The organism is Burkholderia sp. 572, from assembly GCF_040545135.1.
In the GTDB taxonomy this organism is placed as follows: domain Bacteria; phylum Pseudomonadota; class Gammaproteobacteria; order Burkholderiales; family Burkholderiaceae; genus Burkholderia; species Burkholderia cepacia.
In genome coordinates, this window is sequence record NZ_JBEPLH010000009.1 from 315,119 (window position 1) to 341,216 (window position 26,098).

Sequence of the window (26,098 nt, forward strand, 5' to 3'; positions counted from 1 at the left end):
TCATTATCAAATAGAACCGGCAGGCCATTTTTCGATCGAGGGGCTTTTCCTATCGATTCCGGGCACGCCGGCCCGCATTGTTCACGTCAGTGTTCGGATTCGGCCGGCCGGGCTTCCGCGATCGTTTCGGCCGGTGCGAGGCCATCGGGCAGCTGCCCGGCGCGGGCGAAAGTCGCGTACCACGCGTCGGCCTGGACAAGCTGCGCGTGCGTGCCGGTCGCCCGTACGCGGCCCGCATCGAGCACGACGATCGTGTCGGCGGCCGCCGCGAGCGCCGGCTGGTGCGTGACGACGATGCGCGTGCGCTGCCCGCGCAGCGCGACGAGGCTGTCGCGCACGCGCCGCGCACTCGATTCGTCGAGGCTCGCGGTCGGCTCGTCGAACATCAGCACCGGCGCACGCGACAGCAGCGCGCGCGCCAGGCACGCCCGCTGGCGCTGCCCGCCCGACAGCAACTGGCCGCCCGGCCCCACGTCGGATTCGAGCCCGTCCGGCAAGCGCTCGGCGTCGTGCAGCAGGCCGACCGCGTCGAGCGCGTCGCGCAGTTCGGCATCGGTCGCATCCGGGCGGCCCATCCGCACGTTCCACGCGAGGCTGCCGCGAAACAGCCCGTTGTCCTGGAACACGAGGTTGCGCGTCGCCGCGAGCGTCGCCTCGCTCAGGTGCCGCACATCGGCGCGGCCGAGCAGCACGCGCCCGGCGCCCGGATCGTCAAGCCGCGCGAGCAGGCCGAGCAGCGTGCTCTTGCCGGCGCCCGTGGGGCCGACGATCGCGACGAAGCCGCCCGCCGGGCAATGCAGGTCGACGCCGTCCAGCAGCGTCGCGCCGGCGGGCGAACGGTAGCCGACGCGCACCGCGTCGACACTCGCGTCGTGTACCGGCGTGCCGCGGTCGGGGCTGTCGAAACGCGGCGCATGCAGCACCGCGAGCACGGTGTCGAGCGCGCGCCAGGCGCCGCGCAGCGCCTGGTCGAGCTGCGTGAGCTGCGCGAGCGGTTCGATGAAACGCACGAGCAGCACGAGCACCGCCACGGCCGTCGCGGCATCGAGCCGGCCCGCCGAGACGGCCCATGCGCCGCCGGCCAGCATCGCGACGAACACGCCCTGCACCGCGCCCGCGAAGCCGAGTTCGATCGGCAGCGAGCGGCGCATCAGCGCGCGCGTGCGGCGATGCTGCGCGTCGAACGCGTGCATCAGCGCCGCGCGCGCGTCGCCTTCCCGGCCCGCGAAGCGCAGCAGCCCCTGATGCGCGGCGAAGGTCTGAAGCTGCACGGCCATGTCGCGATCGCCGGACGCGCGCGCCTGCTCGAACGCAAGGGTGCGCGTGCCGCCGCGCTCGAGCAGTGCGAACAGCAACACGGCGGCTGCCGCGAGGCACAGCGCGATGCGCCAGTCGATCCACGCGAGCCCGGCGACGACCGCAAGCGGCGTCACGACCGCGCCGATCAGCGGCCCGAGCAGGTGCGCCGGAATCCCCATCGCCTGCATGACCGGCCCGCGCAGCAGCCCGGCCGGATGACTGTCGCGCACGGCCTGCCACGACGCGATACGCGGCAGGTGCCGCACGAGGCGTTCGACGAGACCGGCCGCGAGCGCGCCGCCCGCGCGATAGCCGCCGCGCTGCGCGACGTACAGCACGAATGCATGGCACAACGTCAGCGCACCGAGCACGATCGTCCAGTGCAACACGGCCCCCTGCGCGCCGGCGAACCACGCGCGGATCAACGGCACGAGCAGCAATCCGCAAGCGCCGTCGAGCAACGCGGCCGCCATCGCCCAGCCGACCCCGCGCCACAGCGCGCGGCGTGTGCCGGATGGCAGGCACTGCAAACGTTTGAGCGATTTCATCATCATGCGGCCTCCCCGTCCGTGGCACCGCGTTCGCGCCACAGCCGCGCATACAGCCCGCACGCGGCCAGCAGCGCCGCATGCGTGCCGCGCTCGACGATGCGGCCGCGATCCATCACGAGAATCTGGTCCGCCTGCCGGATCGCGTCGAGATCGTGGCTGACGATCACGCGCGTGCGCGCGTCGCCGCGCAGCGCATTGCGCAATGCACGCGCGGTTTGCGGATCGAGTGCCGACGCCGGTTCGTCGAGCAGCAACAGCGGCGCCGTCGACAGCAGCGCACGCGCAATCGCCAGCCGCTGCAGCTCGCCGCCGGACAGCCGCACGTCGCGCCCGCACACGCAACCGTAGCTGCCCGGCAACGCATCGATGCGTTCGTCGAGACAGGCTGTGCGCGCGGCCGCACGAATCGCGTCGTGATCGGCATCGGGCCGGTACAGCGCGATGTTCGCGGCGATCGACACGTCGAGCGCGGCGGCCTGCTGGAACACCATCGCCACCTGCTCGCGCCGCGTATCCGGCGCGAGCAGCCGCAGGTCGGCGCCGCCGAGCCGCACCGTGCCGCGGTCGGGATCCATGAAGCGCGCGAGCAGCATCAGCAGCGTGCTCTTGCCCGCACCCGACGGCCCGACGATCGCGGTGGTCGTGCCCGCCGCGACCGCCGCGTCGATGTCGCGCAGGATCGGCGTGCCGTCGATGTCGACGCTCACGCCGCGCAGCTCGATCGACGCATCGCGCGGCACCTGCGCCGCGCCATCGGCCGGCTCGGGCAGGCCCGGCTGCGCGAGCAACGCATCGAGGCGCGCAGCGGCCGCGCGCGCCTCACGCAACGCGTCGGCACCGTGGCCGAGCGCCCGCACCGGCGCGGCAACCGCCCAGATCAGCAGCGCGAACGCACACAGTTCGCCGACCGGCAGGCGGCCGGCCGTGAGCCACGTCGCGCCGAACACGACCCACGCGAGCAGGAACGGCGTGCCGAGCAGCACCTGCGTGCAGGCACCGGGCCCGCCGACGCGGCCGACCCACGCCGAAAACGCCTGGTCGAAGCGCCCGGTCGACGCGAGCGCGGCCGCCTCGATGCCGGCGCCCGGATACTGCCGCACGAGCGCCGGGTTCTGCGCGAGCTGCGCGTAATCGCCCATCAGCTGTTCGAGTGCCGCGTTGCGCGCCGCGACGGCCGGTACGAACCGCGCCGAGCGCATCCAGCGGAACAGCGCGGCGCCCGCGACGAGCGGGACCAGCGCAAAGGCGAGCAGCCCGGGATTCAGGTAAAGCAGGCACGCCAGCGCCGCGCACGGCACGACGACGAGTTGCGTGACGTCGGCCGGCGCGTGCGCGACGAGCTGGTGCAGCGCGCGCACGTCCTGGTCGACGTGACGCGCGACGCGGTCGCTGCCTGCTCGCGCGAACCAGCCGAGCGGCAAGCGTTGCAGATGATCGGCGAGCCGCCTGCGCAAGCGGTCGGCGAGATCGGCGTCGACACGGTGGGTCAGGTGCAGCGCGACCGTCTGGCCGCCCAGCCAGCACACGCCGGCCACCACGGCCGCGACGAGCCAGCCGCGCGCCGTCGCGTCGAGCTGTGCCGTCGCGCGCCATGCGTCGGCGATACGGCCGAGCGCGAGCCACGGCACGAGCGACGCGACACCCGCCAGCGCCTGCAGCACGACCGCCGCCGCAAGCGGCGCCGCGAACGGCCGCAACATCGAAAGCAACGGCCCCTTCATGCGGCACGCTCCAGCAGCATGCCGAGCGTGGCCGCGCACGCGTCGCCCGGCGGCTGCTCCGGAAAACCGAGCTGCATCGTCAGTTGCTGCCAGACGCGCGTCACGTCGATGCTGCGCTGGTTGCACGCGTGCAGCCCTTCGCCCGACACGAGCCGGTCGACCGCGCGCACGGCCGCCTGCGGCCAGCTGCGGGCATGAATCGCGCCCCACGTATCGCGCGCTTCGTCGCAGATCTGGATGCTCGGCATGTCGTCGCCCGCCGCGTCGCCGAAGATCGGGAACAGCCCGTCGTCGTCCGTCGCCGGTTCGCGCAGCGCGGGCGCCCACCACAGCGGGCCATGCGGCGACGCGAGCGTCCACGTGCCGGCGTCCGTCGTCAGCGTGATGCTGAACAGCATGCTCATCCGGCCGTCGTCGGCCGCCGCCATCTCGTTGTGCACGCGCAGCGAGACCGGCGTTTCGGCGAGCACCATCGCGCATTCGCGCATCGACGACAGTGCCGGCCCGACCGGCTCGACCGACCACGGGCCTACACCCTGCAGCGCGGCGGCGAGCACGTCGAGCGCCGCGTAACTGGCCTGCACCGAGCACACGACATCCGCATGCACGGGCGCACTCGTTTCACGCAACCGTCGCGCGACGGCGATGAAGCGGGAGACGACCGGCAGGTTCGGATAGAAACTGTTGAGCAGGCAGCGCCGGCCATGACGCGACGCGGTGCGCAGCACGCGGTCCCATTCGTCGGGCAGCAGCGGATGCTCGATCACGACGTCGATCCCGCGCTCGAGCAGCCGGCACGCGAGCGCGGCCCCGTCGGCGCCGCGCGCCGCGCCGCCGACCGCGACGCACGCAGCGCGCACGTCGTCGGGCAACGCTTCCGGACGGTCGAACACGGGCGCGCCGACGCGCGCGGCCAGCGCGGCGGTACGCGCGCTGCCTTGCCCCAGGATGCCTGCGACGCGATACGTGCCGGACGCGGCGAGGCCCGCCGCATAGAACTGGCCGAAGCGGGAGCCGGCCACGACGACCGGCAGCGGATGAGCCTTCATTGCGCCTCCTTCAGGCGGGTGTCGACGAACGCGGCGTTCAGGCAGTCGAAATGACCGCCGGGGATGTCGACGGACGTGATGCCGCCGAGCGCCTGCGCCGTCCAGTATTCGGTGAGCGCCGCGCGCTGCTGCGGAATCAGCGGGTTGCAACGCTCCGGCACGAACAGCCGCAGCGCACCCGCGTACGGCGCGTCGCCCGCCCAGTGGCTCGCCTGCACCGAATGCATGAAGAGCCGGTACAGCCGTTCGCGCTCGTCGAGCAGCGGATGCGCGACCTCGTCCTGCATCGACAATCCGGCGGCCGCGCGCAGCACGCGGCGGCGCAACGTGTCGAGCGGCTCGCAGCGGTCGCCGAAAATCTCCAGCTGGGCCTGCAGGCTGCCGGGCGCGAGACGCGCGGGGTCGGCCTTCAATGCGTCGGCGAGTGCGTCGGCCAGCACATACGTCTCCGGAAACCCGAGCGCGTCGAGCGGCAGCCCGAGCGTCGCCGCGAAGTTGAACAGCACGAGCCGCTCGTCTTCGATCAGGTACGGAATCCGGTAGCTCGACACGATGTCGAGCGTGCGCACCTCGACGCCGAGCTGCACCAGCGACTTCGCCATTTCGAGCGCGACCAGCCCGCCCGAGCAGTAGCCGAGCACGTCGACCTCGCGCACGCCGGTGCGCCACAGCGCATCCGCATAACGCCGGCCGAGCGTCGCGTTCAGGTGGCGCGCCGGCAGGTCGAGATAGTCCTGCGCGTCGCGCACCGCGAAGCCGAGCACCGGGCCGAGCCGCGCGAGCGCCGGCATGACCGGACGATACGCATGCACGGTGCCGAGCCCTTCATGCACGATCACGCGCGGCACGCCGTCGCCGGGCGCGAGCGTGATCGGCCGCACGCCGGCACGCACGCGCGGCGCCGGCGCATGGACGACCGCCGAAACGTGCGCGCTGCGCGGAGCGGCCGGCGCAACCGGCGATGCGCTGCCCGACGGCCGCGCATCCGCGTCGCGCAGGCATTGCGCGAACGCGGCGGGCGTCGGTTGCGCGAGCACCCAGCGCAGCAACCGGTCGAACGGATGCGCGTGCGCGAGCGGTTCCTCGCCGCGCAGCCGCGACACGAGTTGCGCGATCAGCAGCGAATCGCCGCCCGCGGCGAAGAAGTCCTGATCGGGCGTGACGTTGCGCGTATCGAGCACGGCTTCCCACAAGCCGATCAGCCGCGCCAGCAGCGGATCGGCGGCGGCCTGCGCGTGAGCCGGCCGGGCGGCCGCCGGCTCCGGTTCGCGGATGCCGGCGATGCCGGCCAGCGTGCGGCGATCGATCTTGCCGTTCGCGGTCACGGGCAGGCGGTCGAGCACGCGCAATTGCGACGGCACCATGTAGCCCGGCACGCGCTCCGCGACGCATGCCAGCAGCGCGTCCGGCGCGATGCGCGCCGCACCGCGCTTCACGTGCGCGAGCAGGATGTCGTAGCCGAGTGCGTCGAGCGGCGTGCCGGGTGCCACGCAACCGAGCGCGCGATCGCCGCCCGCCTCTTGCAGCCATTCGAGCCACTGCGCGCGCGGCACGAACAGACGCGCCGATTCGACGCGCGCGTCGTGCGGCGTTTCCATCATCAACCCCTGGCTGATGCTGATCTCCGGATGCTCGGTCGTCAGTTCCTGGATCACCCACCACGCATCGGCCGCCGACAGCGCGCGCAATCCGGCAACCAGCGCGACCGTGTCGCGTGCATTGTTCAGCGCGCCGGAGCTGATCGTGATGTCGATCGAATGCGGCGCAATACCCTGCGCGTCGAGCGCCGCGTTCATGTCGAACCGCTCGAACCGCATCCACGGATACGCGGCGAAGCGCTCGCGCGCCGCCGCGAGGAAATAGCTCGACACGTCGCTGAACAGGTAGTCGATCCGCGCGCCCGCTTCGACCAGCGGCGCGAGCGCGTCGACGATCGCCCGTGTCGCCGCGGCCGTGCCCGCGCCGATCTCGAGGATGCGCCACGGGCGCTGCGGCTCGCGCGCGACGATCGCACGCACCGCCTGTGCCATTCCGTCGTGCAGGGCCCGCGCATGTTCGCCGTCGCTGTACATCGCGTCGGCGATATGCGATGCGCCTTCCGGGAACATCAGGCCGGCGGGCGACACGGTGCCGTCCACCTGTACGTCGATGCATCCCGCGCTGTCGCGGAAGTAGTCGACGAGGACGGCCGGCCACAGATCGGGCGACGCATCCTGCGCAAACGCGTCCCAGCAGGCATGCGCATCGGCATGGCCGGCATCGGGCCGCCTGCGCCAGCCGCCTTCGGCATCCGCGTGCAGCACGCCGTGCCGGTCGAGCATCGCCAGCCAGTGACGCAGCAGATGCTGTCGCGCCGCCGGCACGCGCAACCGTTCGCACAACGTCGCGAAGTCCGTCGCCGCCTCCTCGGTCAGCGCCCCTACCGGCACGATCCACGCTGCCAGCGATGCAACGCAGGCCGCTTCGAGCCGGGCAACCGACCGCGCCACGTCCGCATGCGCGGGCCAGCGCGCGGCGTCGAACGCCGTGCGCACGTGCGCCGCGATCTCGTGCAGCGCGTCGTCCTGCTGCGGCGGCTCCGCGCCGTGCAGCGACACGAAGCTCGCGAGCCGGCGCTCCGTGCCGTCGCCGAGCACGATCGTCGCGGCCGCGCCGACGAGCGGATGCGCGGTCAGCGCCGCATCGATCTCGGCCAGCTCGATCCGGTAGCCGCGGATCTTCACCTGATCGTCCTGCCGCCCGAGGAATTCGAGCGAACCGTCGGCGCGCACGCGGCCGAGATCGCCGGTGCGGTAGAGTCGCCGCCCGTCGCCATGACGGATGAAGCGTTCGGCCGTTCGCACCGGATCGTTCGCGTAACCCGTCGCCAGCCCGACACCGCCGATATGGATCTCGCCGCGCACGCCCGTCGGGCACGGCCGGCCGAGCGCGTCGAGCACCTCCATCGTCTGCCCGGTCAGCGCGCGGCCGTAAGGAATACTGGCCAGCTGCGTGTCCGCCGGACGGATCGGATGCTCGATCGACCAGATCGACGCCTCGGTCGCGCCGCCGAGGCTGAACAGCGCGCTGTCGGGCCAGCGCCGCCACCAGCGGGTGGGCAGCGTCACCGGAATCCAGTCGCCCGACCACAGCACGCGGCGCGGGCCCGGCACATCGAGCGCCGGTTCGCCTTCGACGTAATCGATCAGCATCTGCCCTTGCGCGGGAACCGAATTCCACAGCGTCACGCGATGGCGCGCCATCAGCGCGGCCCAATGCGACGGATCGTTGCCGCGCGCCGGATCGGGCAGCACGATGCACGCGCCGCGCGCGGTCGCGCCGAAGAAGTCGTAGACGGACAGGTCGAAGCTCAACTCGGCCAGGCCGAGCACCACGTCGCCGTCGCCGACTTCATGGCGCGCGCTGATGTCGGCCAGCGTGTTGCAGACGGCCGCGTGGCTCAGCATCACGCCCTTGGGCTCGCCGGTGGAGCCCGACGTATAGATCACGTACGCGAGTGCGTCGCCGGCGATGTCGCGCGCGGCGCGCGGCGGCCATTGCGGATCGATCGGCACTGCATCGACATCGATGCGCACGCACCCGTCGTGTTCGAACTCGAGCGCCTGCACGCTGACAACCGCACGCACCCGCGCATTGCGCAGGATCGCCTGTTGCCGCAGCGCCGGCTGGCGGCTGTCGACCGGCACGTACGCGGCGCCCGCCTGGACGATCGCGAGCACGGCCACGAGCTGGTGCGCGCATTTCGGCATCAGCACCGCGACGGTATCGCCCGCGGCGACGCCGGCCTGTTCGAGCGCCGACCGCAGCGCCGCCGCGTGCTGCGCGACGTCGCGATACGTGCGCGCCCCCTGCGCATCGATCACCACCGGCGCGTCGGGCGTACGCAACGCCTGCGCGGCGAAGCCGGCCGCGATGTGCGTATCCGCATCCGGATGGATCCCGGCGGCGGGCGCAGCGGACGGCAGCACGATGTCGCCCGCGCGCGACCACCACGCCGCGTCGGCGGCGAGCCGGCCCAGCAGGGCGACGTACGCGTCGAACATCGCCGCGGGCATCCCGTCCGGAAACAGGTCGTCGCGCACGTCCCAGCCGATTTCCAGGCCGCCGAACTGATCGGTCACCTGGCAGTCGAGCCACACCTGCGGCGTCTGGCTGATCATGTAGCGCGGCGGCTCGGCGCGGGCCGCGTGCTCGCCGAGCAGCCGGCCGACACTGCCGATGCCGCTCGTGAACACCACCGGCATCAGCGCCGCATCCTTGCCGCGCCGTCGCGCGAGTTCGCGCATCACGTCGACACCGGTAAACGCACGATGGTCGAGGTCGTCGAACATCCGCGCGCCGATCGTGCGGGCGCGCTCGACAAAATCGCGCCCGTGCGTCGCGTCGACCGCGAGCAGGCTCAGCGCGGTGAAATCGCCGAGCACCGCGTCGATGCGCGGATGCACGGGCGGCCGGTTCAGCACCGTCAGGTTCAGGCAGAACGCGGGCGACTGGCTCCAGCGGCCGACGACTTCGGCGAACGCGGCCAGCGCGACACTCGCCGCGCTCAAGCCGAAGCGGCTCGCGTGGCCGCTCAGCGCGGCCCATTGCGCACGATCGAGCCGCGCATGCCGGTGCGTGAAGCGCGGCCGTGCGCCGGACGGCATCGCGGGCACCACCGGCAGATCGGGGCGCGGCGGCAGATCGTCGATGCGCGCAAGCCACCACGCCTTGTCGCGCGCATGTTCCGCGCGCGTGCCGGCATGGGCTTCATTGACGACGTAGTCGCGGAACGTCGCGTCGAGCGCCTCGGGCTGCCACTGCGGGTCGTCGTAGCGGCGCCGCCATTCGGCGAGCAGCAATTGCAGGCTCGCGTAGTCGATCAGCGTGAAATCGACCGACAGGTGCAGCACCGCACCGTCCGGCCCGAGGCTCACTTCCGGCTGCAGCACCGGCCAGCGGTCGAGCGCGTGCACCGCATGGTCGAGACGCTCGCGCACGCGCTTCACGTGCGCGTCGAACGCGTTCGCGTCGGCATCGCGCAGGTCGTGCACTGTGAGCGGCTGCCACGGCACGTCGGGCAGCACGCGTTGCCATGCGTTGTCCTCGACGATCGCGCGCAGCATCGGATGCCGCGCGACGCACGCGTTCCACGCCGCCTCGAAGCGCACGCAGTCGAGATTCGCGGGCTCGCCGTATTCGACGTACAGATGGCACGCATTGCCGCCGAACTCGAACGATTCGTGGCGGCCGAGCACGTACGCGGCCTGCACCGGCGTCAGCGCGAACCGCTCGTGACGGCGCACCGGATCGCAGCGCCATGCGCCGCCCTGCAGGAAGCGGACGAACGCGTCGCGTTCGGCCTTGATGCGCGCGGCGAGGTCCGCATCGAGCGCGCCGGCCGGCGCGCGATAGCGCAACTGGCCGCCGTCGTCGCACCACAGTTCGATCCGGCGTTCGCGGCAAAGATCGAGCACGTCATCGAAGCTCACAGCACGCCCTCCTCGATCGTCGCAACCGGCGTGTCGCCGGCTGCCTGCGAGGCTTGCAGGGCCGGCGCGGCCAGTGCGGCCTCGTCGAGCTGCGCGGCGAGACCCGCGAGCGTCGGCTGCCGGTAGAACGCCGCCATCCCGACCCGCACGCCGAGCCGCTCGCGCAGTTGCGCGAGCAGGCGCGTCGCGAGCAGGCTGTCGCCGCCGAGCGCGAAGAACGTCGCGTCGCGCGCGTTCGCCGGGCGGCCGAGCGCGTGCTCCCAGCATGCGAGCAGCGTCGCCTGCCGTTCGTCGGCCGGCACGAATGCATCGTGGGCGGCAGGTGCGTCGCCGAGCGCGCGCGCGAGCGCCTCGCCCACCGCCCGCCGGTCGATCTTGCCGTTCGCGTTGAGCGGCCAGCGCGCGATGCACCACAGCGCATCGGGGCGCATCGCGTCGGGCAAGCGGTCGCGCAGCCAGTCGGCCAGCGCCGCTTGCGCGGCCGGTTCGCCGGTACGGCGCGCGTCGATGCACGCGAATGCGTTCGAACGCCAGCTTCGGGAGTCGAGCGTAAAACTGCACGCATGCGCGGCGGCGGCGATCGCATCGGGCGTGAACGGCCGAGGCAACGACGCATCCCCCGCCACACTCGCGACGAGTTCACGCAGCGGCGAGTCACGCAGCACGTCGGCGAACAGCAGGCGGCCGTCTTGCGCCAGCAACGCTGCCGCGATCCGGAACGTATCGCGCGGATCGTCGCGCAGATGCGCGGCCGCGAAACTGATCACGCAATCGAATTCGCCGAGATGCCGCGCGGGCAACAAGCCGTCCTGCATCGCCTGAAGCGCGGGCCTCGTAAGGGTGAAGCGTGCCTGTGCGGTGTGCAGCAGCCCCGGCGACACGTCGAACAGCGTCACGTCGAAACGTGGATCGTCGAGCACGCCGAGGCCCGCTTCGAACCATTGCCCGGCGCGGGCGTCGACCACCGCGACCCGCAGCACACCCGTGCGTGCAGCGGCCTGTGCCTCCAGCGCGCCGGCAAACTCGCGCAGCGCGCGGGCGCCGTCCGGCAAACGCGTCGCGAACGCAAGCGGTGCCACGCACGGGTCCAGCGGCACGCGCTGCGCGGCGGTATCCGTATCGGCTGCGAGCGCGCGCAGCGACGCCGTCAGATCGTCGAGATCGGTTGCATACCAGTCGAGCCGATCGAGCGCACCGTCGATGGGGATCGACGCATCGCCTTTCGCGTGCCGGTGCGCACGCAACGACGGCGGCAGGCCTGCGCCGCCATCGAGCAGCCGATCGGCGACGGCACGCGCAACGGCCGCTTCCGCCTCAACCGTATCGGCCAGGTCGGCCTCCGCGAGCGACGACGGCGCTGCATCGGCAACGCAAGCGGCACCGCAATCGGCCGGCACGAACGCGGCGACGATGCGCGCAACTTCGCCATTCACGACGCTCGCGCACGCACCGTCGATCTGCGGATGCGCGGCCAGCGCGGCCTCGATCTCGCCCAGTTCGATCCGGTGCCCGCGCACCTTCACCTGGCGATCCTCGCGCCCCAGGAATTCGAGCATGCCGTCGGGCCAGTAGCGGCCACGGTCGCCCGTGCGATACCAGCGGCCCGACGCGTGCTGCACGAAGCGCTGCGCGGTCAGCTCGGGATCGTTGCGGTAGCCGCGCGCGAGACTGTCGCCGCCGATCAGCAGTTCGCCCGGCACGTAATCCGGCACATCGCGGCCGTCGGTATCGACGACGCGATAGGCCTGCCCCGGCAACGGCCGGCCATACGGAATCGAACGCCAGTGCGGCGGCACGTTGCGCACGGTCTGCACGTTCGACCAGATGCCGGCCTCGGTCGCGCCGCCGAGCGCATGGAACGCACATGCGTCGCCGCATCGTTCGCGCAGGCGCGCCGGCAGGTCGAGCGCGATCCAGTCGCCGGACAGCAGCGCCGCGCGCACGCTGCGGCATGCGTCGGCCGCAGCGGACACCGCCAGCGCCATTTCGAGCAGCGCGGGCGCCGAATTCCACAGCGTCACGCGATGCTGCGCGATCAGGTCGATCCAGCGCGCCGCGTCGCGCGCGTCGTCCTGGGTCGGCAGCACGAGCTCGGCGCCGGCACCGAGCACGCCGAACAGGTCGTACACCGACAGGTCGAAATCGAGCGCCGATACCGCGAGCAGCCGGTCTTGCGCACGCACGCCGAGTAGTGCATCGATTGCGTCGATCGTGTTGAGCGCCGCCGCGTGCGTCATCTCGACACCCTTCGGCACGCCCGTCGAACCGGACGTGTAGATCACGTACGCGGTGGCCTGCGGCGCCACCGCGAGCGGCGCGGCCAGCGGCGCATGTTTCATCAGCGATGCAACATCGAAGCGCGGCAGCGGCGCATCCGCGTGCGCCGTATCGCCGATCGCGGCCTTCACGCCGGCCGCGCGTTCGATCAGTGCCTTGCGCGCGGCCGGCTGCGCAATGTCGAGCGGCACGTAACACGCGCCGGCGGCCAGTACGCCGAACACCGCGGCCACCTGTTCCGGCCCGCGCGGCAGACTGATCTCGACGGCATCGCCGTGACCGATGCCGGCGGCACGCAGGCCACCCGCGATCGCCAGCGCCTGCGCGGCCAGTTCGCCGCGCGTCACCACGCGCTCGGCGCACCGCAATGCGACGGCCGCCGGCTCGCGCGCGGCCGATGCAAAGAAGTCGGCATGCAGCGTGCGCGGCCGCGCGGGAGCGGGCACCGCGTTGAGCGCATCGCGCACGCGTCGCTGCGCGGACGGCAGCTCGACCGCGATCGGCAGCCGCCAGTCGCGATCGCACAGCGCCTGCACGAGCGCGACATACGCGCCGAACATCGCATCGGCCATCCCGTCGGGAAACAGGCCGTCGACGCTGTCCCATGCGAGCAACGCGCCGTCCGGCACGCGATAGAGCTGGTGATCGAGCCACACCTGCGGCGTCTGCGAAATCATGTCGTGCAGATCGCCGAACACGCGCGCGAATGCGTCGGGCACGAACGGCGCGTCGCCGAGATTGCACGAGAACACGACCGGCGCCGCGCGCGGCGCACCCTGCCTGCGCGCATCGCGCAGCACGTCGAGCGCCGGATACGCAGCCTGCGCGATCGCGCCGTGCAGCCGCTGCTGGAACGCGCGTATCGTGTCGGCCGCGCTCGCGTCGGCGCGCACGTCGCATTCGACGAGCAACAGCGTCGTGAAATCGGCGATCACGCGGCCGAGATCGGGCGCATCGCCGTGCCGGTCGAACAGCGGCACGTTGAGCAGGAACGCCTGCCGGCCGCTCCAGCGCGCGAGCACCGCGGCGAACGCCGCGCCGAACACCGACGACAGCGTGACGCCATGCTGCGCGGCCCGCGCCTGCAGGCGCGTCAGCTCGGCCGTGCTCAGCGTATGCGTGACGCGGCTGAAACGCGGCGCGCGGATCGTTTCCGGCGCACGGGCGAGCGGCAGCGCCGGCCCTTCCGGCAGTGTCGCGAGCCGCGCCTGCCATGCGCCGCGCGCCGCGGCCCGCGCATCGCGCGTATCGGCCGCGCGACGCGCGAGCCAGGTCGGGAACCACGTCGACGGCGCGTCGGGCAACGCCGACGGCTCGGCATACGCGGCACCGATCTCCTGCATCAGCAGCCGCACGCTGTCCACGTCGGCCGCGAGCAGGTCCACGCTCAGCCACACGCGATCCTCGCCGCCAGGCATCTGCGCGAGGCCCATCATGAAGACCTGCGCGTGCTCGACGTCGAGACATTCGTGCGACCGGAACGCGCGCAGCGACACCCATTCGGTTTCCGCTTCGGCGGGCGTCCGGTCGCGCCAGTCCGCATGCGCGAACACCGGCGCCTCGGGTGCCGCGACGATCTGCTGGCGGCCACCGGCAAAGCGCGCACGCAGCATCGGATGGCGTTCGCGCACGAGTCGGCATGCCGCGTCGAGACGAACGGGATCGATCGCGCGGCTGCGAAACTCGAGGAATGCGTGGCAGCTCACGTTGCCGAGCACTTCACCGTCGCCGCGGCCGAGCCAGTACGCCTGCTGCACCGCGGACAGGTCGAACGGCGCATGCACGTCGACATCGACCGCCTCGGCGGCTTCGACGTCGGGCGCCGCGGATGCGCCGCGCGGCGCATTCGCGAGCAGCTCGGCCCACGCGCCGAGCGTCGGCGTACGCGCGAGCGCGTCGAACGTCAGCGCGTAGCCGAGCCGGTTCACGCGCGTCTGCAGATACATCAGCCGGATCGAATCGAGGCCGCAGCTCAGCAGGTCCTCGTCATCGTCGAGCGACGCGATTTCGTCGACGGGCTCGTCGAGCAGCGCCGCGATCATCGCGACGAGCTGCGAGCGAAAGGCAATGGGAGAAAAACAGGAAGGATCGGAATGATCGATGGTTGAATCGACAGCGGTCTGGCTCATGGGCACGCCTTGTATGGGTCGTTCGATGGCGGATCCGCGCGGCGGCGGCCACCCGTGAATGAGAATCTATCTCATTCACGCCCATGAGCCCGGTCGATTGCTTTAGGCGGCCGGTCAGTTGTTTTAGATTGCCGCGCTCTCCAGTTCGGCATCGTCGATCGCGTTCGACGATGCGCGAATGTCGCTCGGCGAAATGCCGTAGCGCTTGCGGAACGCGATCGAGAAATGCGCGGGGCTGTAGCCGACGCGGTACGCCACGGTCGACACGTTCGCGTCCTCCGCGCACAGCATCGCGTGCGCGGTCCGCAGCCGGTATTCCTGCAGGTACGCATACACGCTCGTGCCGAACACCTTGCGGAAGCCGGCCGTCAGCTTGCGTGAATTCATCCCCACCCGGCCCGCGAGCGCATCGAGCGTCGGCGGCTGCTGGAGCTCGCGCGTGAGGATGTCGCTCGCCGCGTACACGCGCTCGACGTCCGACGACGTGACGCGCACGTCGGCCGGCGCGAACTGCCGCTGCGTCGCCAGCAGCTGCGCGCTCAGCGCGGTCAGCTCGAACGCCTTGGCCTTCAGGTAGTACTCGCGCACCGCGCCCTCGAACGGGCACGTCGCGATCTGTACCGCGAGCGCCTGCAGCGCCTTCGATGCCGGGCAACTGACGATGCGCGGATCGCCGCCCGTCGGCGCGAGCATCTTCTCCGGCAACAGGCTCAGGTTGCGGTCGAGCGCATCGAGGCCGAGCTGCACGATCGTGTAGCGCAGCGGCACGTCGCGGTCGTAGATCTGGTGCGTCGTGAATTCGCCGTCGTTGGCGATCACGCACAGGCCCGGCCCCTTGATGCACTGCTCGGGCTGGCCCGGCACGCGGCAGCGCAACTGCCCGCTCTGCACGAGGACGAGCTTCAGCCCTTTTTCGAGCGGCTCCTCGTACCAGTCGCGGCTGTCCGAGCACAGCGTGCCGCTCATGAGTTTCATGCCCGCGTCGATGTGCACCACGCCCGGATGATTGCCGGGCACGAGCACCGGCGGGTGACGTCGTGACGAAGCGAAGGAGGTCGAGCTCATCGGAGGTCCGTTGGTTAGGCGGCACGCGCGGCCCGGCGCGCGCCGGCGGCAACCGGCCGATTCTCCGGCCGGGCCGGGCGGGCGCCGCGCGACAGGCGCCCGATCGAATGAAATTGCCGCGATATCGAAAGAAACGACGTTATCGCGGCACTTGTTACAAATGATAATACCTCTCATTTACATTTTTTGACAACTTGCCGGAACCCAAGGTCAGCGCATGCACTCCTCCCTTCCCTCCGTGGCGCCGGCCATCCCGGCCGACGCGCCCGACTGGCCCGACGACTTCGCGCACCGCTATCGCGACGCCGGCTACTGGCAGGACACGACGTTCTTCGAGGCGCTCGACGCGCAAGCGCAGCGCGCCCCCGACGCGCTCGCGGTTGTTGACGGCACCTGCCGGCTCGGCTATCGCGACCTGCTGGCGCGCATCCGCCAGCTTGCGGGCGGCCTCGCGCGCCTGGGCCTGGTGCGCGGCGACGCGGTCGTCGTCCATCTGCCGAACGGCGCACGCTTCATCGAAACCTGCTTCGCGCTGTTCCAGCTCGGGGTGCGGCCGGTGCTCGCGCTGCCTGCCCACCGGCACTACGAGATCGGCGCGTTCTGCCGCTTCGCCGGCGCGCGCGCGTATCTGTGCGCGGCACACCTCGGCGAGTTCGACTGCCGGCCGCTCGCGGCCGCGTTGCAGGCCGACTGCCCGACGCTCGAGCACGTCGTGATGGACGGCGACGATCACGCGTTCACACCATTCGACGCGCTGTACGACGCGCCGCCGCTGCGCGAATGCGCGGCACGCGCCGACGACATCGCGTGCTTCCAGCTGTCGGGCGGCACGACCGGCACGCCGAAGCTGATCCCGCGCCGCCATCGCGAATACCTGTACAACGTGCGCGCGTGCAGCGTCGCGAGCGGATTCGACGCCGGCACCGTCTACCTCGCCGCGCTGCCGATGGCGCACAACTTCACGCTGTGCTGCCCCGGCACGATCGGTGCGCTGCTCGCGGGCGGCCGCGTGGTCGCAACCGGGCGGCCCGAGCCCGAACAGAGCTTCGCGCTGATCGCGCAGGAACGCGTCACGCATACCGCGCTCGTGCCGCCGCTCGCGCTGCTGTGGCTCGACGAACAGCCGCAACGCCGGGCCGACCTGTCGAGCCTGCGCGTGCTGCAGGTCGGCGGCGCGCGGTTGATGGACCACGCGGCCGCGCGCGTGACGCCCGTGCTCGGCTGCCGGCTGCAACAGGTGTTCGGGATGGCCGAAGGCCTCATCTGCTGCACGCGGCTCGACGATTCGCCCGAACGGATCGCGCATACGCAGGGCCGACCCGTGTCGGACGGCGACGAAGTGCGCATCGTCGACGACGCCGGAGAACCGGTCGCACCCGGCGAGATCGGCGAGTTGCAGGTGCGCGGCCCGTACACGATACGCGGCTACTACCGGCTCGCCGAGCACAATGCAGCCGCGTTCACGGCCGACGGCTTCTATCGCAGCGGCGACCGCGTGCGGCGCACCGCCGACGGCGACCTCGTCGTCGAAGGCCGCGACAAGGACCAGATCAATCGCGGCGGCGAGAAGGTCTCCGCCGAGGAAGTGGAGAACCTGCTGCTCGCGCACCCACAGGTGCATGACGCGGCGGTGGTCGCGATGCCCGACCCGCTGCTCGGCGAGCGCACGTGCGCGTTCGTCGTCGCACGCGCACCCGCGCCGTCCAGGCTGGTGCTGAAACGCTACCTGCGCGACTGCGGGCTCGCCGCCTTCAAGATTCCCGATCGCATCGAGTTCATGCCGCGCTTCCCGGAAACCGGCATCGGCAAGACCAGCAAGAAATCGCTGCGCGACCTGCTGCGCCGCCAGTTGCAGGCGGCGGCCGCATGAGCGCGCGACCGACCGGTTCGAACTGGATCCGCGAGCTGCGCCTGTCGCCGTGCCCGCGCGCGCAGCTCGTGTGTTTCCCGCATGCAGGCGGCACCGCGAATTTCTTTCGCAACTGGAGCCGCGCGCTGCCATGGGACGTCGACCTGCTCGCGCTGCAGTATCCGGGCCGCGAGGAACGCTTCGGCGAACCGTGCCTGACGACGATCGACGCCCTCGCCGGCCCCGCCGCCGACGCGCTGCAACGCTATGCGCACGCGCCGCTCGTGCTGTTCGGGCACAGCCTCGGCGCGGCGCTCGCGTACGAGGTGGCGGCGCGGCTCGAGGCACGCGGCGCGGCCCCGCTTTACCTGGCCGTATCCGCGTTGCCGCCGCCGCATCGTCAGCGCCTGTCCGATCTGCACCTGCAATCCGACGACGCGCTCGTGGCCGATGTCGCGCGGCTGTCCGGCGAGCACGCCGCGCTGCTCGCCGATCCGGAGATGCGCGCGATCTACCTGCCGATGATCCGCCACGACTACCGTGCGATCGAGACGTATCGCCGCGACCGGCCGCCGCGGCTCGACACGCCGCTCGGCGTGATGCTGCCGCTGGCCGATTCCGAGCTCGACGACGACGAAGCGCGCGCGTGGCAGGACGTCGCGTCGCGCCCGATCCGCATCGAGACGTTCAGCGGCGACCACTTCTACCTGCGGCACCAGTACCCGGCGCTGATCGCGCATCTGGTCGAACGGATCGACCAATCCCTTCGTTACGGAAAGGAGTACACATGAAAACACCGGACGCCTGCACGGGGCTGCCCGACATTCGCGAAGCCATCGATCGCCTGGACGCCGACATCATCGACGCGCTCGGCCGGCGCATGCAATACGTGAAGGCCGCATCGCGCTTCAAGCCCGACGAAGCGAGCATCGCCGCGCCGGAACGCGTGGCCGCGATGCTGCCCGACCGGCGCCGCTGGGCCGAACAGGCGGGCCTCGACGGCGACTACGTCGAGACGCTGTTCGCCGGCCTGATCGCGTGGTACATCGCGCAGCAGACGCAGCATTGGCGCCGGCAACGGGGGCTCGCATGAACGCCGGCCTCCCGCTGCTGCACGACACGTTCGCCCGTGCGGCCCGCCGCGCCGCCGACACCGGCACGCCGACGCTCGCGTCGGTGTCGGTGCCGGTGCGGCCGCTCGACTTCTTCGACCTGATCGCCGCGTGGGACGACGGGGCCACGCCGTGGTTCTTCCACGAAGCCGGCGATGCATCCGTCACGCTGTTCGGCTGGGACAGCGCGCTCGAACTGACCGCCACCGGCGACACGCGCTTCGCGCAGATCGATGCGCGCTGGCGCACGCTCGTTCGCGATGCCGTGACGGCCGGCCCGCAGCCGCCGCGCGCCGTCGGCGGCTTCCGGTTCGATCCGCGCGGCGCGCGCAGCGCGCACTGGGCGCCATTTCCCGACGCCAGCATGACGGTGGCGACGCTGCTGATCGTGCGCGAAGGCGACGCGCACTGGGCCGTCTGCCAGCACGTCGTCGCCGCGCACGACGATCCGGCCGCGCTCGCGCATGCGTGTCTCGCGCGCATCGAGTCGCTCGGCACGCTCGCGGCCGCCCGCGACGACGCTGCACCGCATCTGCTGCACACGCAGGCGCTGCAGGCGAGCGAATGGCAGCACGAAGTCCGGCGCGCGGTGGACGCGATCCACGGCGGCGCGTTCGGCAAGGTCGTGCTCGCGCGCGACGTGCTCGAACAATACGCGCGGCCCATTGCCATCGCGCCGCTGCTGCGCCGGCTGCGCAAGCGCGACGCGCACGCGCACCTGTTCGCGGTCCGCCGTGAAGGCGCCTGCTTCGTCGGCGCCACGCCGGAACGGCTCGCGCGTGTCGCGGCCGGCGACGTGCGCACGCATGCGCTGGCCGGGACGATCCGGCGCGGCACCACGCCCGACGACGATCGCGCACTCGGCGCGGCCCTGATGGCTTCCGCCAAGGAGCGGCTCGAACACGCGCTCGTCGTCGACGCGATCCGCGCCGCGCTCACGCCGCTGTCGCGCGCGCTCGACGTGCCCGGGGAACCGTCGCTGCACCGGCTGCCGAGGCTGCAGCACCTGAGCACGCCGATCCGCGCGACGCTGAAGGCGGACGCGACGCTCTTGCAGGTCATCGCGGCGCTGCACCCGACGCCGGCGGTGGCCGGCCATCCACGCGACGCGGCGCTCGACCACATCCGCGCGCATGAAGGATTCGATCGCGGCTGGTATGCGGCGCCCGTCGGCTGGATCGACGCGCACGGCAACGGCGACTTCATCGTCGCGCTGCGCTCCGCGCTGGTCGACGGCGGGGCCTGCCGGCTGTTCGCGGGCTGCGGCATCGTCGCCGATTCCGAGCCGGTCAACGAATATCAGGAAACCGAACTCAAGTTGTCGGGCATGCAGGCGGCGATCCGCGTGCGTGATGTGGAGGCGGGGGTGGAGGCGGCACCGGATGCGCATGACCCGGCACGGGTGTCGGCTTCGTCGACGGTCGAGTGACGCCGCGGCGCGGCGGCCGCGCGCATCACAACAGCGGCAGCGTGAGCCGGATATGCTCGGCGAACGCCGCCGTCAGATGCGACGGCCGCTTGCGATCGAACCTCAGCGTAATGCCCACGGCAGGCAACGGCGGCAGGCGCGGATCGCCGGTGACGATCGCCAGGTCGGCCGGTACCGCCGTCTGCGTCATCACCGCGAACGCCTGCCCCGAACGCACCAGCGCGATCAGCCCCGCGAGACTGCTGCTCGCGTAGGCGACGCGGTAGTGACGGCCGGCGCGCTCCAGCGCCTCGCAGGCCGCGATGTGGTCGAGCGTGTCGCGATCGGACAAAGCAAGCGGCAGCGGATCGAAATGCCCGGGTTCCAGCCCCGGATAGCCGATCCAGACCAGTTGCTCGCGGCGAATGATGTCGTCGTTCGAGCCGTCGTCCGGCAATGAAATCATCGCCAGGTCGACCGCACGTTTCTCCAGCTGTTCGACGAGCCGCGGCGTCGGCCCGCACACGACCTCGACGATCGCCTGCGGATGCTGGCTCGAAAACTGCCGCAGCAGCGACGGCAGCCACACCTCCGCGTAATCGTCCGGGCACCCGAAGCGGATCGTCCCCGACAACCCCGTGCCGCACAGGTCGGCCATCGCCTCGTCGTGCAGCCGCAGGATGCGCTGCGCATGCACGAGCAGCCGCTCGCCCGGATGGGTCAGCACCACGCCGCGCCCGGTGCGCTGGAACAGCGGCTGGTCGACGGCCTCCTCGAGCCGCTTCATCTGCTGGCTGAGCGCGGACTGGGTGCGGCCGACACGCGCGGCCGCGCGGCTGAGCGCACGCACCTCCGCGATCACGACGAACGAGCGCAGCAGGTCGATTTCAAGCGAAAGCCCCAAGGTATTAGCTCCTTTTCTACCTTGCATAAGAACTATTCGTTTCCATCAAACCAGACACACGCCTAGACTGCAAGCGATCCCTGCCCTTTTGCCCGGAGATGCCCGATGTCCCTGAACGACGACCCGACCTTCTGGCACAACGCCAGACAGCACCTGGTCCGCTACGGCGGCACGTTCGAGCCGATGATCATCGAGCGCGCGAAAGGCAGCTTCGTCTACGACGCCGACGGCCGCGCGATCCTCGATTTCACGTCGGGCCAGATGAGCGCGGTGCTCGGCCACAGCCATCCGGAGATCGTCTCCGTGATCGGCGAATACGCGGGCAAGCTCGACCATCTGTTCAGCGGGATGCTGTCGCGGCCGGTCGTCGACCTCGCGACGCGCCTCGCCGACATCACGCCCGACGGGCTCGATCGCGCGCTGCTGCTCAGCACCGGCGCGGAATCGAACGAAGCGGCGATCCGGATGGCGAAGCTCGTCACCGGCAAGTACGAGATCGTCGGCTTCGCGCAGTCGTGGCACGGGATGACGGGCGCCGCCGCATCGGCCACGTACAGCGCCGGCCGCAAGGGCGTCGGCCCGGCGTCGGTCGGCTCGTTCGCGATTCCCGCACCGTTCACCTACCGGCCGCGCTTCGAGCGCAACGGCACGTACGACTATCTCGCCGAACTCGACTACGCGTTCGACCTGATCGACCGCCAGTCGAGCGGCAACCTCGCCGCGTTCATCGCGGAGCCGATCCTCAGTTCGGGCGGGATCATCGAGCTGCCGGAAGGCTATATGGCGGCGCTCCAGCGCAAGTGCGAGGAACGCGGGATGCTGCTGATCCTCGACGAGGCGCAGACGGGCGTCGGGCGCACCGGCACGATGTTCGCGTGCCAGCGCGACGGCGTGACGCCCGACATCCTGACGCTGTCGAAGACGCTCGGCGCCGGGCTGCCGCTCGCGGCCATGGTGACGTCCGCGGCGATCGAGGAACGCGCGCACGAACTCGGCTACCTGTTCTACACGACGCACGTGTCGGACCCGCTGCCGGCGGCCGTCGGCCTGCGCGTGCTGGACGTGGTGCAGCGCGACGGGCTCGTCGCTCGAGCGAACGTGATGGGCGACCGGCTCAGGCGCGGTCTGCTCGACCTGATGGAGCGTTTCGACTGCATCGGCGACGTGCGCGGACGCGGGCTGCTGCTCGGTGTCGAGATCGTCAAGGATCGCCGGACGAAGGAACCGGCGGACGGGCTCGGCGCGAAGATCACGCGCGAATGCATGAACCTCGGGCTCAGCATGAACATCGTGCAGTTGCCCGGCATGGGCGGCGTGTTCCGGATCGCGCCGCCGCTGACTGTCAGCGAGGAAGAGATCGATCTCGGCCTGGCGCTGCTGGGGCAGGCGATCGAACGGGCGTTGTGACGGTGGGGGACGGTGCCCTGCTTCGCTGATGCACGTTCCGTCGCGCCGGTTCGACGGCCTGGCGCGACGGAAACATGATCCGGATTCCGGATCGATCAACACGCCGCGGCGTCCACGCCGGTCACGCGTGACGAACAAGCCGTGACGCGTCGCTCAGGTACCCGTCGACGTGTACTTGCGCACCCCGAACCGCCACGCGACGAAGCACGCGCCCAGGAATACGAACGCAACAGCCGGCGCGAGCGGCAGGAACCAGCGCGGTGCGCCGAGCGGGTCGGGCTTGCCGAGGATCGCCAGCACCGGGAAATATGCGATGCACGCGATCGGCACGACGAAGGTCAGGAAATGGCGGAGCCAGCCCGCGTAGAGGCTGATCGGAAACTGCGCGGCCTGAACGCCGCCGTACGTGACGACATTGACGACTTCCAGGCTTTCGACGGTCCAGAACGCGAGCGTCGCCTGCAACACCATCAGCCCGAAGAACAACGCGACGCCGCCGGCGATCGTCCACACGGCCAACGCGATCGCCACGGCATTCCAGTCGAAGTCGAGCGCGCGCGTCGCGACGACCAGCACGACGATGCCCTGCAGCAACCTCCCGATCACGCGCAACCGGAAGTCATGGCCGATCAGTTGCAACGTGGCCGTGCGTGGGCGCAGCAGCAGGCGGTCGAAGTCGCCCGTCCGGATGAAGTCGCTGCCGAATACATCGAACCCGCGGCTGATGAAATCGGCAATCGCGAAGCTGACGCTGACCATCCCGAAGAACATGCAGATGTCGCCGAAGCGCCAGCCCTGCACGTCGCCGAACCGGTCGAACAGCGCCCAGATGCCGGCCAGTTCGATGATGGTCGTCAGGAACGTGCCCGCGCAGAGCATCAGGCTCGATGCCGGATACTGAAGTTGCGCACGAATCGATGTCACGAAATAGCGGAACAGCAGGCGAGCGGTATTCATCGGCTCAGCCTCCCTGCAGGTGAAGCCGCGCCATCACGCGGCCCATCGCGATACGCCCCAGCGCGACGAAGGCGGCGATCCAGAACGCCTGCAGTGCGAGCCCGGCCCAGGCTGCGTCCCCGCTCAGCGTACCGACGTAGATCCGCGACGGGATGTCGAGCATTCCGGCGAACGGCTGGGCGATCATCAGCGGTTGCAGCCAGTCCGGAAACAGGCCGAGCGGAATCAGGTTGCCCGAGAACAGGATCACGAACGCGGGCGCGAGCGTGTTGATCCCGCGATCGGTCAGTGTCGCGGCGATACACAGGTTGAGCAGCATCACGAAGGCGGCGGCGAGCCCGATCATCAGCAGCACGGACACGATGAACAGCACGGCCCGCGCGGCGTCCGCCGGCGGCTGCCATGCCCATTCGCCGAAACCGGCGAGCGGCAGTGCGATCGCCGCCGCGACGAACATCAGCACGACGCGCGGCAGCGCCCGCGCGCTCATCCACGCCATCGCCCGCACGTACCACCACGTATACGTATCGACCGGGCGCAACCGGTCATAACTGACCGCGCCGGTCCGCACCGCCGCCGCGACATCGGGGTCGCCCGCCCAGGGCAGCAGCGCGAACAGCGCCTGCGCGATCCACGTGTAGGTAATCACCTGCTCGAGCGTCATCGACGCCTGCGCGTGCGTCGCGTGACGATAGAACGCCGCGTAGATCATCACCTTGAGCGCGCCCCACCAGCATTGCGTCGTGAAGCCCGCGAGGGCGGCCGCGCGATACTGGAGCAGCGTCTTGAAGCGTGCCGAGAAGGCCGCGGCGTACGGGCGCAGGACGTCCATCGGCTTACGCTTCCGTCGCGCCATGCAGGCGATAGAAGCGTGCGATGACCTCCTCGATCGCCGGCTGCTCGACGCGGATGTCATCGACCGCATGCTCGGCCGCGATGCGCGCGACAAGCGCGGGCGCACCGATGACGCCAGGATCGAACGCGAGCTCGACCGTGCGCCCCTCGCGTCGCAGCAACTGCGCACCGGCGATGTCGAGCTCTGGGGCCTCCTCCGCGAAATCGACCAGGATGCGGCGGTCGGACAGCACGCCGGCGCGCAGTGCATCGAACGGCTGGTCAGCGAGTACGCGGCCATGCCCGATGACGATCACACGCTCCGCGAGCGCCTCGATGTCGTGCATGTCGTGTGTCGTCAGCAACACAGTCACGCCACGCTCGCGGTTCAGCGTCTTGACGAATTCGCGCACCGCGAGCTTCGACGGTGCATCGAGGCCGATGGTCGGTTCGTCGAGAAACAGGATCGGCGGTTCATGCAGCAGCGCCGCGGCAATTTCGGCGCGCATCCGTTGCCCGAGCGACAACTGGCGCACCGGCTGGTGGAGCAGGCTTTCGAGGCGCAGCATCGCGACGAGCGCGTCGCGCGTACGGCGATATGCGCCGGGATCGACGCGATAGATATCGCGCAGCAGGTCGAAGCCGTCGATGACGGGCAGGTCCCACCACAGCTGACTGCGTTGCCCGAACACCGCGCCGATGCGCGCAACGTGCGCGATGCGGTCGTCGAACGGCACACGGCCGTCGATGATCACCTTGCCGGAAGTCGGCCGCAGGATGCCGGACAGGATCTTGATGGTGGTCGACTTGCCGGCCCCGTTGGGTCCGATGAAACCAAGCAGCTCACCACGCCGCAGGCTGAAGCTGACGTCCTTGAGCGCTTCGACTTCGCGCCAGCGGCGGCGCAGAAGGCCGAGCATGCCGGGCTGCCGCTCCGCGATTCGGTAGGTCTTCGCCAGGCCTTCGACGACGATCTGGGACATGCCATCCTCGCTGGTTCGTTGCCGCCCGCTGCCGTGGAGTAAACGGCGCCGGCGCGGAAAGCGCGCGATCTTATCATGGGGCGGGCCGAGGGATCGACAGCATACAGCCGCGTGGCCGACCGGCCCGACAGCTCGCAGCCCGCGACATGCGTACACTAGCGGGCGGGCAACGATGACCAGCGAGGCGAGCCATGACGACAGCGATGCAACCTGCCGACGCACCCGACCACTGGCTCGTCGCTCGGCGCGATGCAGACACCGGCATCGAAAGCCTGCATGCGCATTTCAGCGGCCATGCATACGATGCGCACGATCACGACGACATGCTGGTCGGCTTCACCGAACAGGGCGTGCAGCAATTCCAGTGCCACCGGTCGGTGCATACAAGCGTGCCGGGCCGCGCGATCCTGATCGAGCCGGGCGCGCTGCACGATGGCCACGCGCCCGAAGCGGGCGGCTTCACGTATGGAATGCTGTACCTCCCGCAGGCATGGGTCGAGCGAGCGGCACGCCGGCTGGATCTGCCGGGCCTCGGCGGCGTCGAAGCCGCGTTCGGCCACACGCTGGTCGACGATCGCGGCCTCGTCGACACGATCCGGCAGGCGTTCGTCGCGCTCCACGGCAACGAGGGCAAGCTCGCACGCGATCAGGCGCTCGACCGCCTGCTGACGCGGCTGGGCGGCGAATTGCGCGCCCCGCTCGCGAGCGGCGGCAATGCCGTCGCGCCCGCGATTGCCCGCGCGCGCGATCTGCTGCATGCGCGCATGAGCGACGATATCGGCCTCGACGCACTCGTCGATTTCACCGGAATCGACCGGTTCCGGCTGACGCGGCTGTTCCAGCGCGCGTACGGCACGTCGCCGCACGCGTACCTGGTGCGCCTGCGGCTACGCGCCGCGCGCCGCCTGCTGGCCGTCGGCCGCACGCCCGCACAGGTCGCGGCCGACGTCGGCTTCGCCGACCAGAGCCACCTCGGCCGCTGGTTCCGCCGCGCATACCGGATCACGCCGGCTGCGTACCGGCAAATGTGCACAAACGTTCCAGACTGATCCCACGCGGCATCCGATCATGTGCGCTTCAAC

Annotated in this window: 16 protein-coding genes; 6 read left to right on the forward strand and 10 right to left on the reverse strand. The window is 70.8% G+C overall.

Annotated features, from left to right (window positions below):
* Positions 1–86 precede the first annotated feature (86 nt).
* The 6 genes from ABIC51_RS19465 to ABIC51_RS19490 all read right to left on the reverse strand — a co-directional run bounded on the left by ABIC51_RS19465 (position 87) and on the right by ABIC51_RS19490 (position 15,562).
* Entirely contained in the window at positions 87–1,853 is a 1,767-nt protein-coding gene (locus ABIC51_RS19465; RefSeq protein ID WP_481193122.1) for an ABC transporter ATP-binding protein, read from the reverse strand.
* Positions 1,850–3,571: an ABC transporter ATP-binding protein gene (locus ABIC51_RS19470; protein WP_354006592.1), complete on the reverse strand. Its 1,722-nt coding sequence runs from the start codon at positions 3,569–3,571 to the stop codon at positions 1,850–1,852. Before ABIC51_RS19470 ends, ABIC51_RS19465 begins: the two co-directional genes overlap by 4 nt.
* Positions 3,568–4,620 (reverse strand): Gfo/Idh/MocA family oxidoreductase, encoded by a 1,053-nt coding sequence (locus tag ABIC51_RS19475; protein WP_175854277.1) that lies wholly within the window; start codon positions 4,618–4,620, stop codon positions 3,568–3,570. Before ABIC51_RS19475 ends, ABIC51_RS19470 begins: the two co-directional genes overlap by 4 nt.
* The gene (locus ABIC51_RS19480; RefSeq protein WP_354006593.1) at positions 4,617–10,091 is read right to left on the reverse strand and encodes a non-ribosomal peptide synthetase; all 5,475 of its coding nucleotides are present in this window, start codon (positions 10,089–10,091) and stop codon (positions 4,617–4,619) included. The genes ABIC51_RS19475 and ABIC51_RS19480 overlap by 4 nt, the downstream gene beginning before the upstream one ends.
* On the reverse strand, positions 10,088–14,497 hold the full coding sequence (locus tag ABIC51_RS19485; protein ID WP_354006594.1) for a non-ribosomal peptide synthetase: 4,410 nt from the start codon (positions 14,495–14,497) through the stop codon (positions 10,088–10,090). Before ABIC51_RS19485 ends, ABIC51_RS19480 begins: the two co-directional genes overlap by 4 nt.
* Positions 14,498–14,620: 123 nt before the next feature.
* Positions 14,621–15,562, reverse strand: a complete 942-nt coding sequence (locus tag ABIC51_RS19490) for a helix-turn-helix transcriptional regulator (protein ID WP_021163802.1) — start codon at positions 15,560–15,562, stop codon at positions 14,621–14,623.
* A gap of 217 nt (positions 15,563–15,779) precedes the next feature.
* On the opposite strand from ABIC51_RS19490, the gene ABIC51_RS19495 reads away from it, so the two are divergent.
* Genes ABIC51_RS19495 through ABIC51_RS19510 form a run of 4 tightly spaced genes read left to right on the forward strand, consistent with a single transcriptional unit; the run spans position 15,780 to position 19,952 of the window.
* On the forward strand, positions 15,780–17,432 hold the full coding sequence (locus tag ABIC51_RS19495; RefSeq protein WP_175854272.1) for a (2,3-dihydroxybenzoyl)adenylate synthase: 1,653 nt from the start codon (positions 15,780–15,782) through the stop codon (positions 17,430–17,432).
* Complete coding sequence (locus ABIC51_RS19500) at positions 17,429–18,202, forward strand: thioesterase II family protein (protein ID WP_027789657.1); 774 nt, start codon at positions 17,429–17,431, stop codon at positions 18,200–18,202. The genes ABIC51_RS19495 and ABIC51_RS19500 overlap by 4 nt, the downstream gene beginning before the upstream one ends.
* Complete coding sequence (locus ABIC51_RS19505) at positions 18,199–18,504, forward strand: isochorismate lyase (RefSeq protein ID WP_021163799.1); 306 nt, start codon at positions 18,199–18,201, stop codon at positions 18,502–18,504. Before ABIC51_RS19500 ends, ABIC51_RS19505 begins: the two co-directional genes overlap by 4 nt.
* Positions 18,501–19,952, forward strand: a complete 1,452-nt coding sequence (locus ABIC51_RS19510; RefSeq protein WP_175854270.1) for an isochorismate synthase — start codon at positions 18,501–18,503, stop codon at positions 19,950–19,952. Before ABIC51_RS19505 ends, ABIC51_RS19510 begins: the two co-directional genes overlap by 4 nt.
* A 25-nt stretch (positions 19,953–19,977) precedes the next feature.
* Here the strand turns inward: ABIC51_RS19510 and ABIC51_RS19515 are convergent, their stop codons facing one another.
* Complete coding sequence (locus ABIC51_RS19515) at positions 19,978–20,862, reverse strand: LysR family transcriptional regulator (protein WP_175854268.1); 885 nt, start codon at positions 20,860–20,862, stop codon at positions 19,978–19,980.
* Positions 20,863–20,940: 78 nt separating this feature from the next.
* Here ABIC51_RS19515 and ABIC51_RS19520 point away from each other — a divergent pair, with 78 nt between their 5' ends.
* Positions 20,941–22,242 (forward strand): aspartate aminotransferase family protein, encoded by a 1,302-nt coding sequence (locus ABIC51_RS19520; protein WP_175897661.1) that lies wholly within the window; start codon positions 20,941–20,943, stop codon positions 22,240–22,242.
* A gap of 153 nt (positions 22,243–22,395) precedes the next feature.
* Here the strand turns inward: ABIC51_RS19520 and ABIC51_RS19525 are convergent, their stop codons facing one another.
* From ABIC51_RS19525 to ABIC51_RS19535, 3 genes are read right to left on the reverse strand one after another with little or no spacing between them, the layout of a single operon-like run.
* Entirely contained in the window at positions 22,396–23,199 is an 804-nt protein-coding gene (locus ABIC51_RS19525) for an ABC transporter permease (protein ID WP_027789661.1), read from the reverse strand.
* 4 nt (positions 23,200–23,203) lie between these two features.
* Complete coding sequence (locus tag ABIC51_RS19530) at positions 23,204–24,031, reverse strand: ABC transporter permease (protein ID WP_124671664.1); 828 nt, start codon at positions 24,029–24,031, stop codon at positions 23,204–23,206.
* A 4-nt stretch (positions 24,032–24,035) separates the two neighbouring features.
* Positions 24,036–25,016, reverse strand: coding sequence for an ABC transporter ATP-binding protein (locus ABIC51_RS19535; protein ID WP_027789663.1), 981 nt, complete (start codon positions 25,014–25,016; stop codon positions 24,036–24,038).
* 191 nt (positions 25,017–25,207) lie between these two features.
* Here ABIC51_RS19535 and ABIC51_RS19540 point away from each other — a divergent pair, with 191 nt between their 5' ends.
* Positions 25,208–26,065, forward strand: a complete 858-nt coding sequence (locus ABIC51_RS19540) for an AraC family transcriptional regulator (RefSeq protein WP_027789664.1) — start codon at positions 25,208–25,210, stop codon at positions 26,063–26,065.
* The last annotated feature ends 33 nt before the right edge of the window (positions 26,066–26,098 follow it).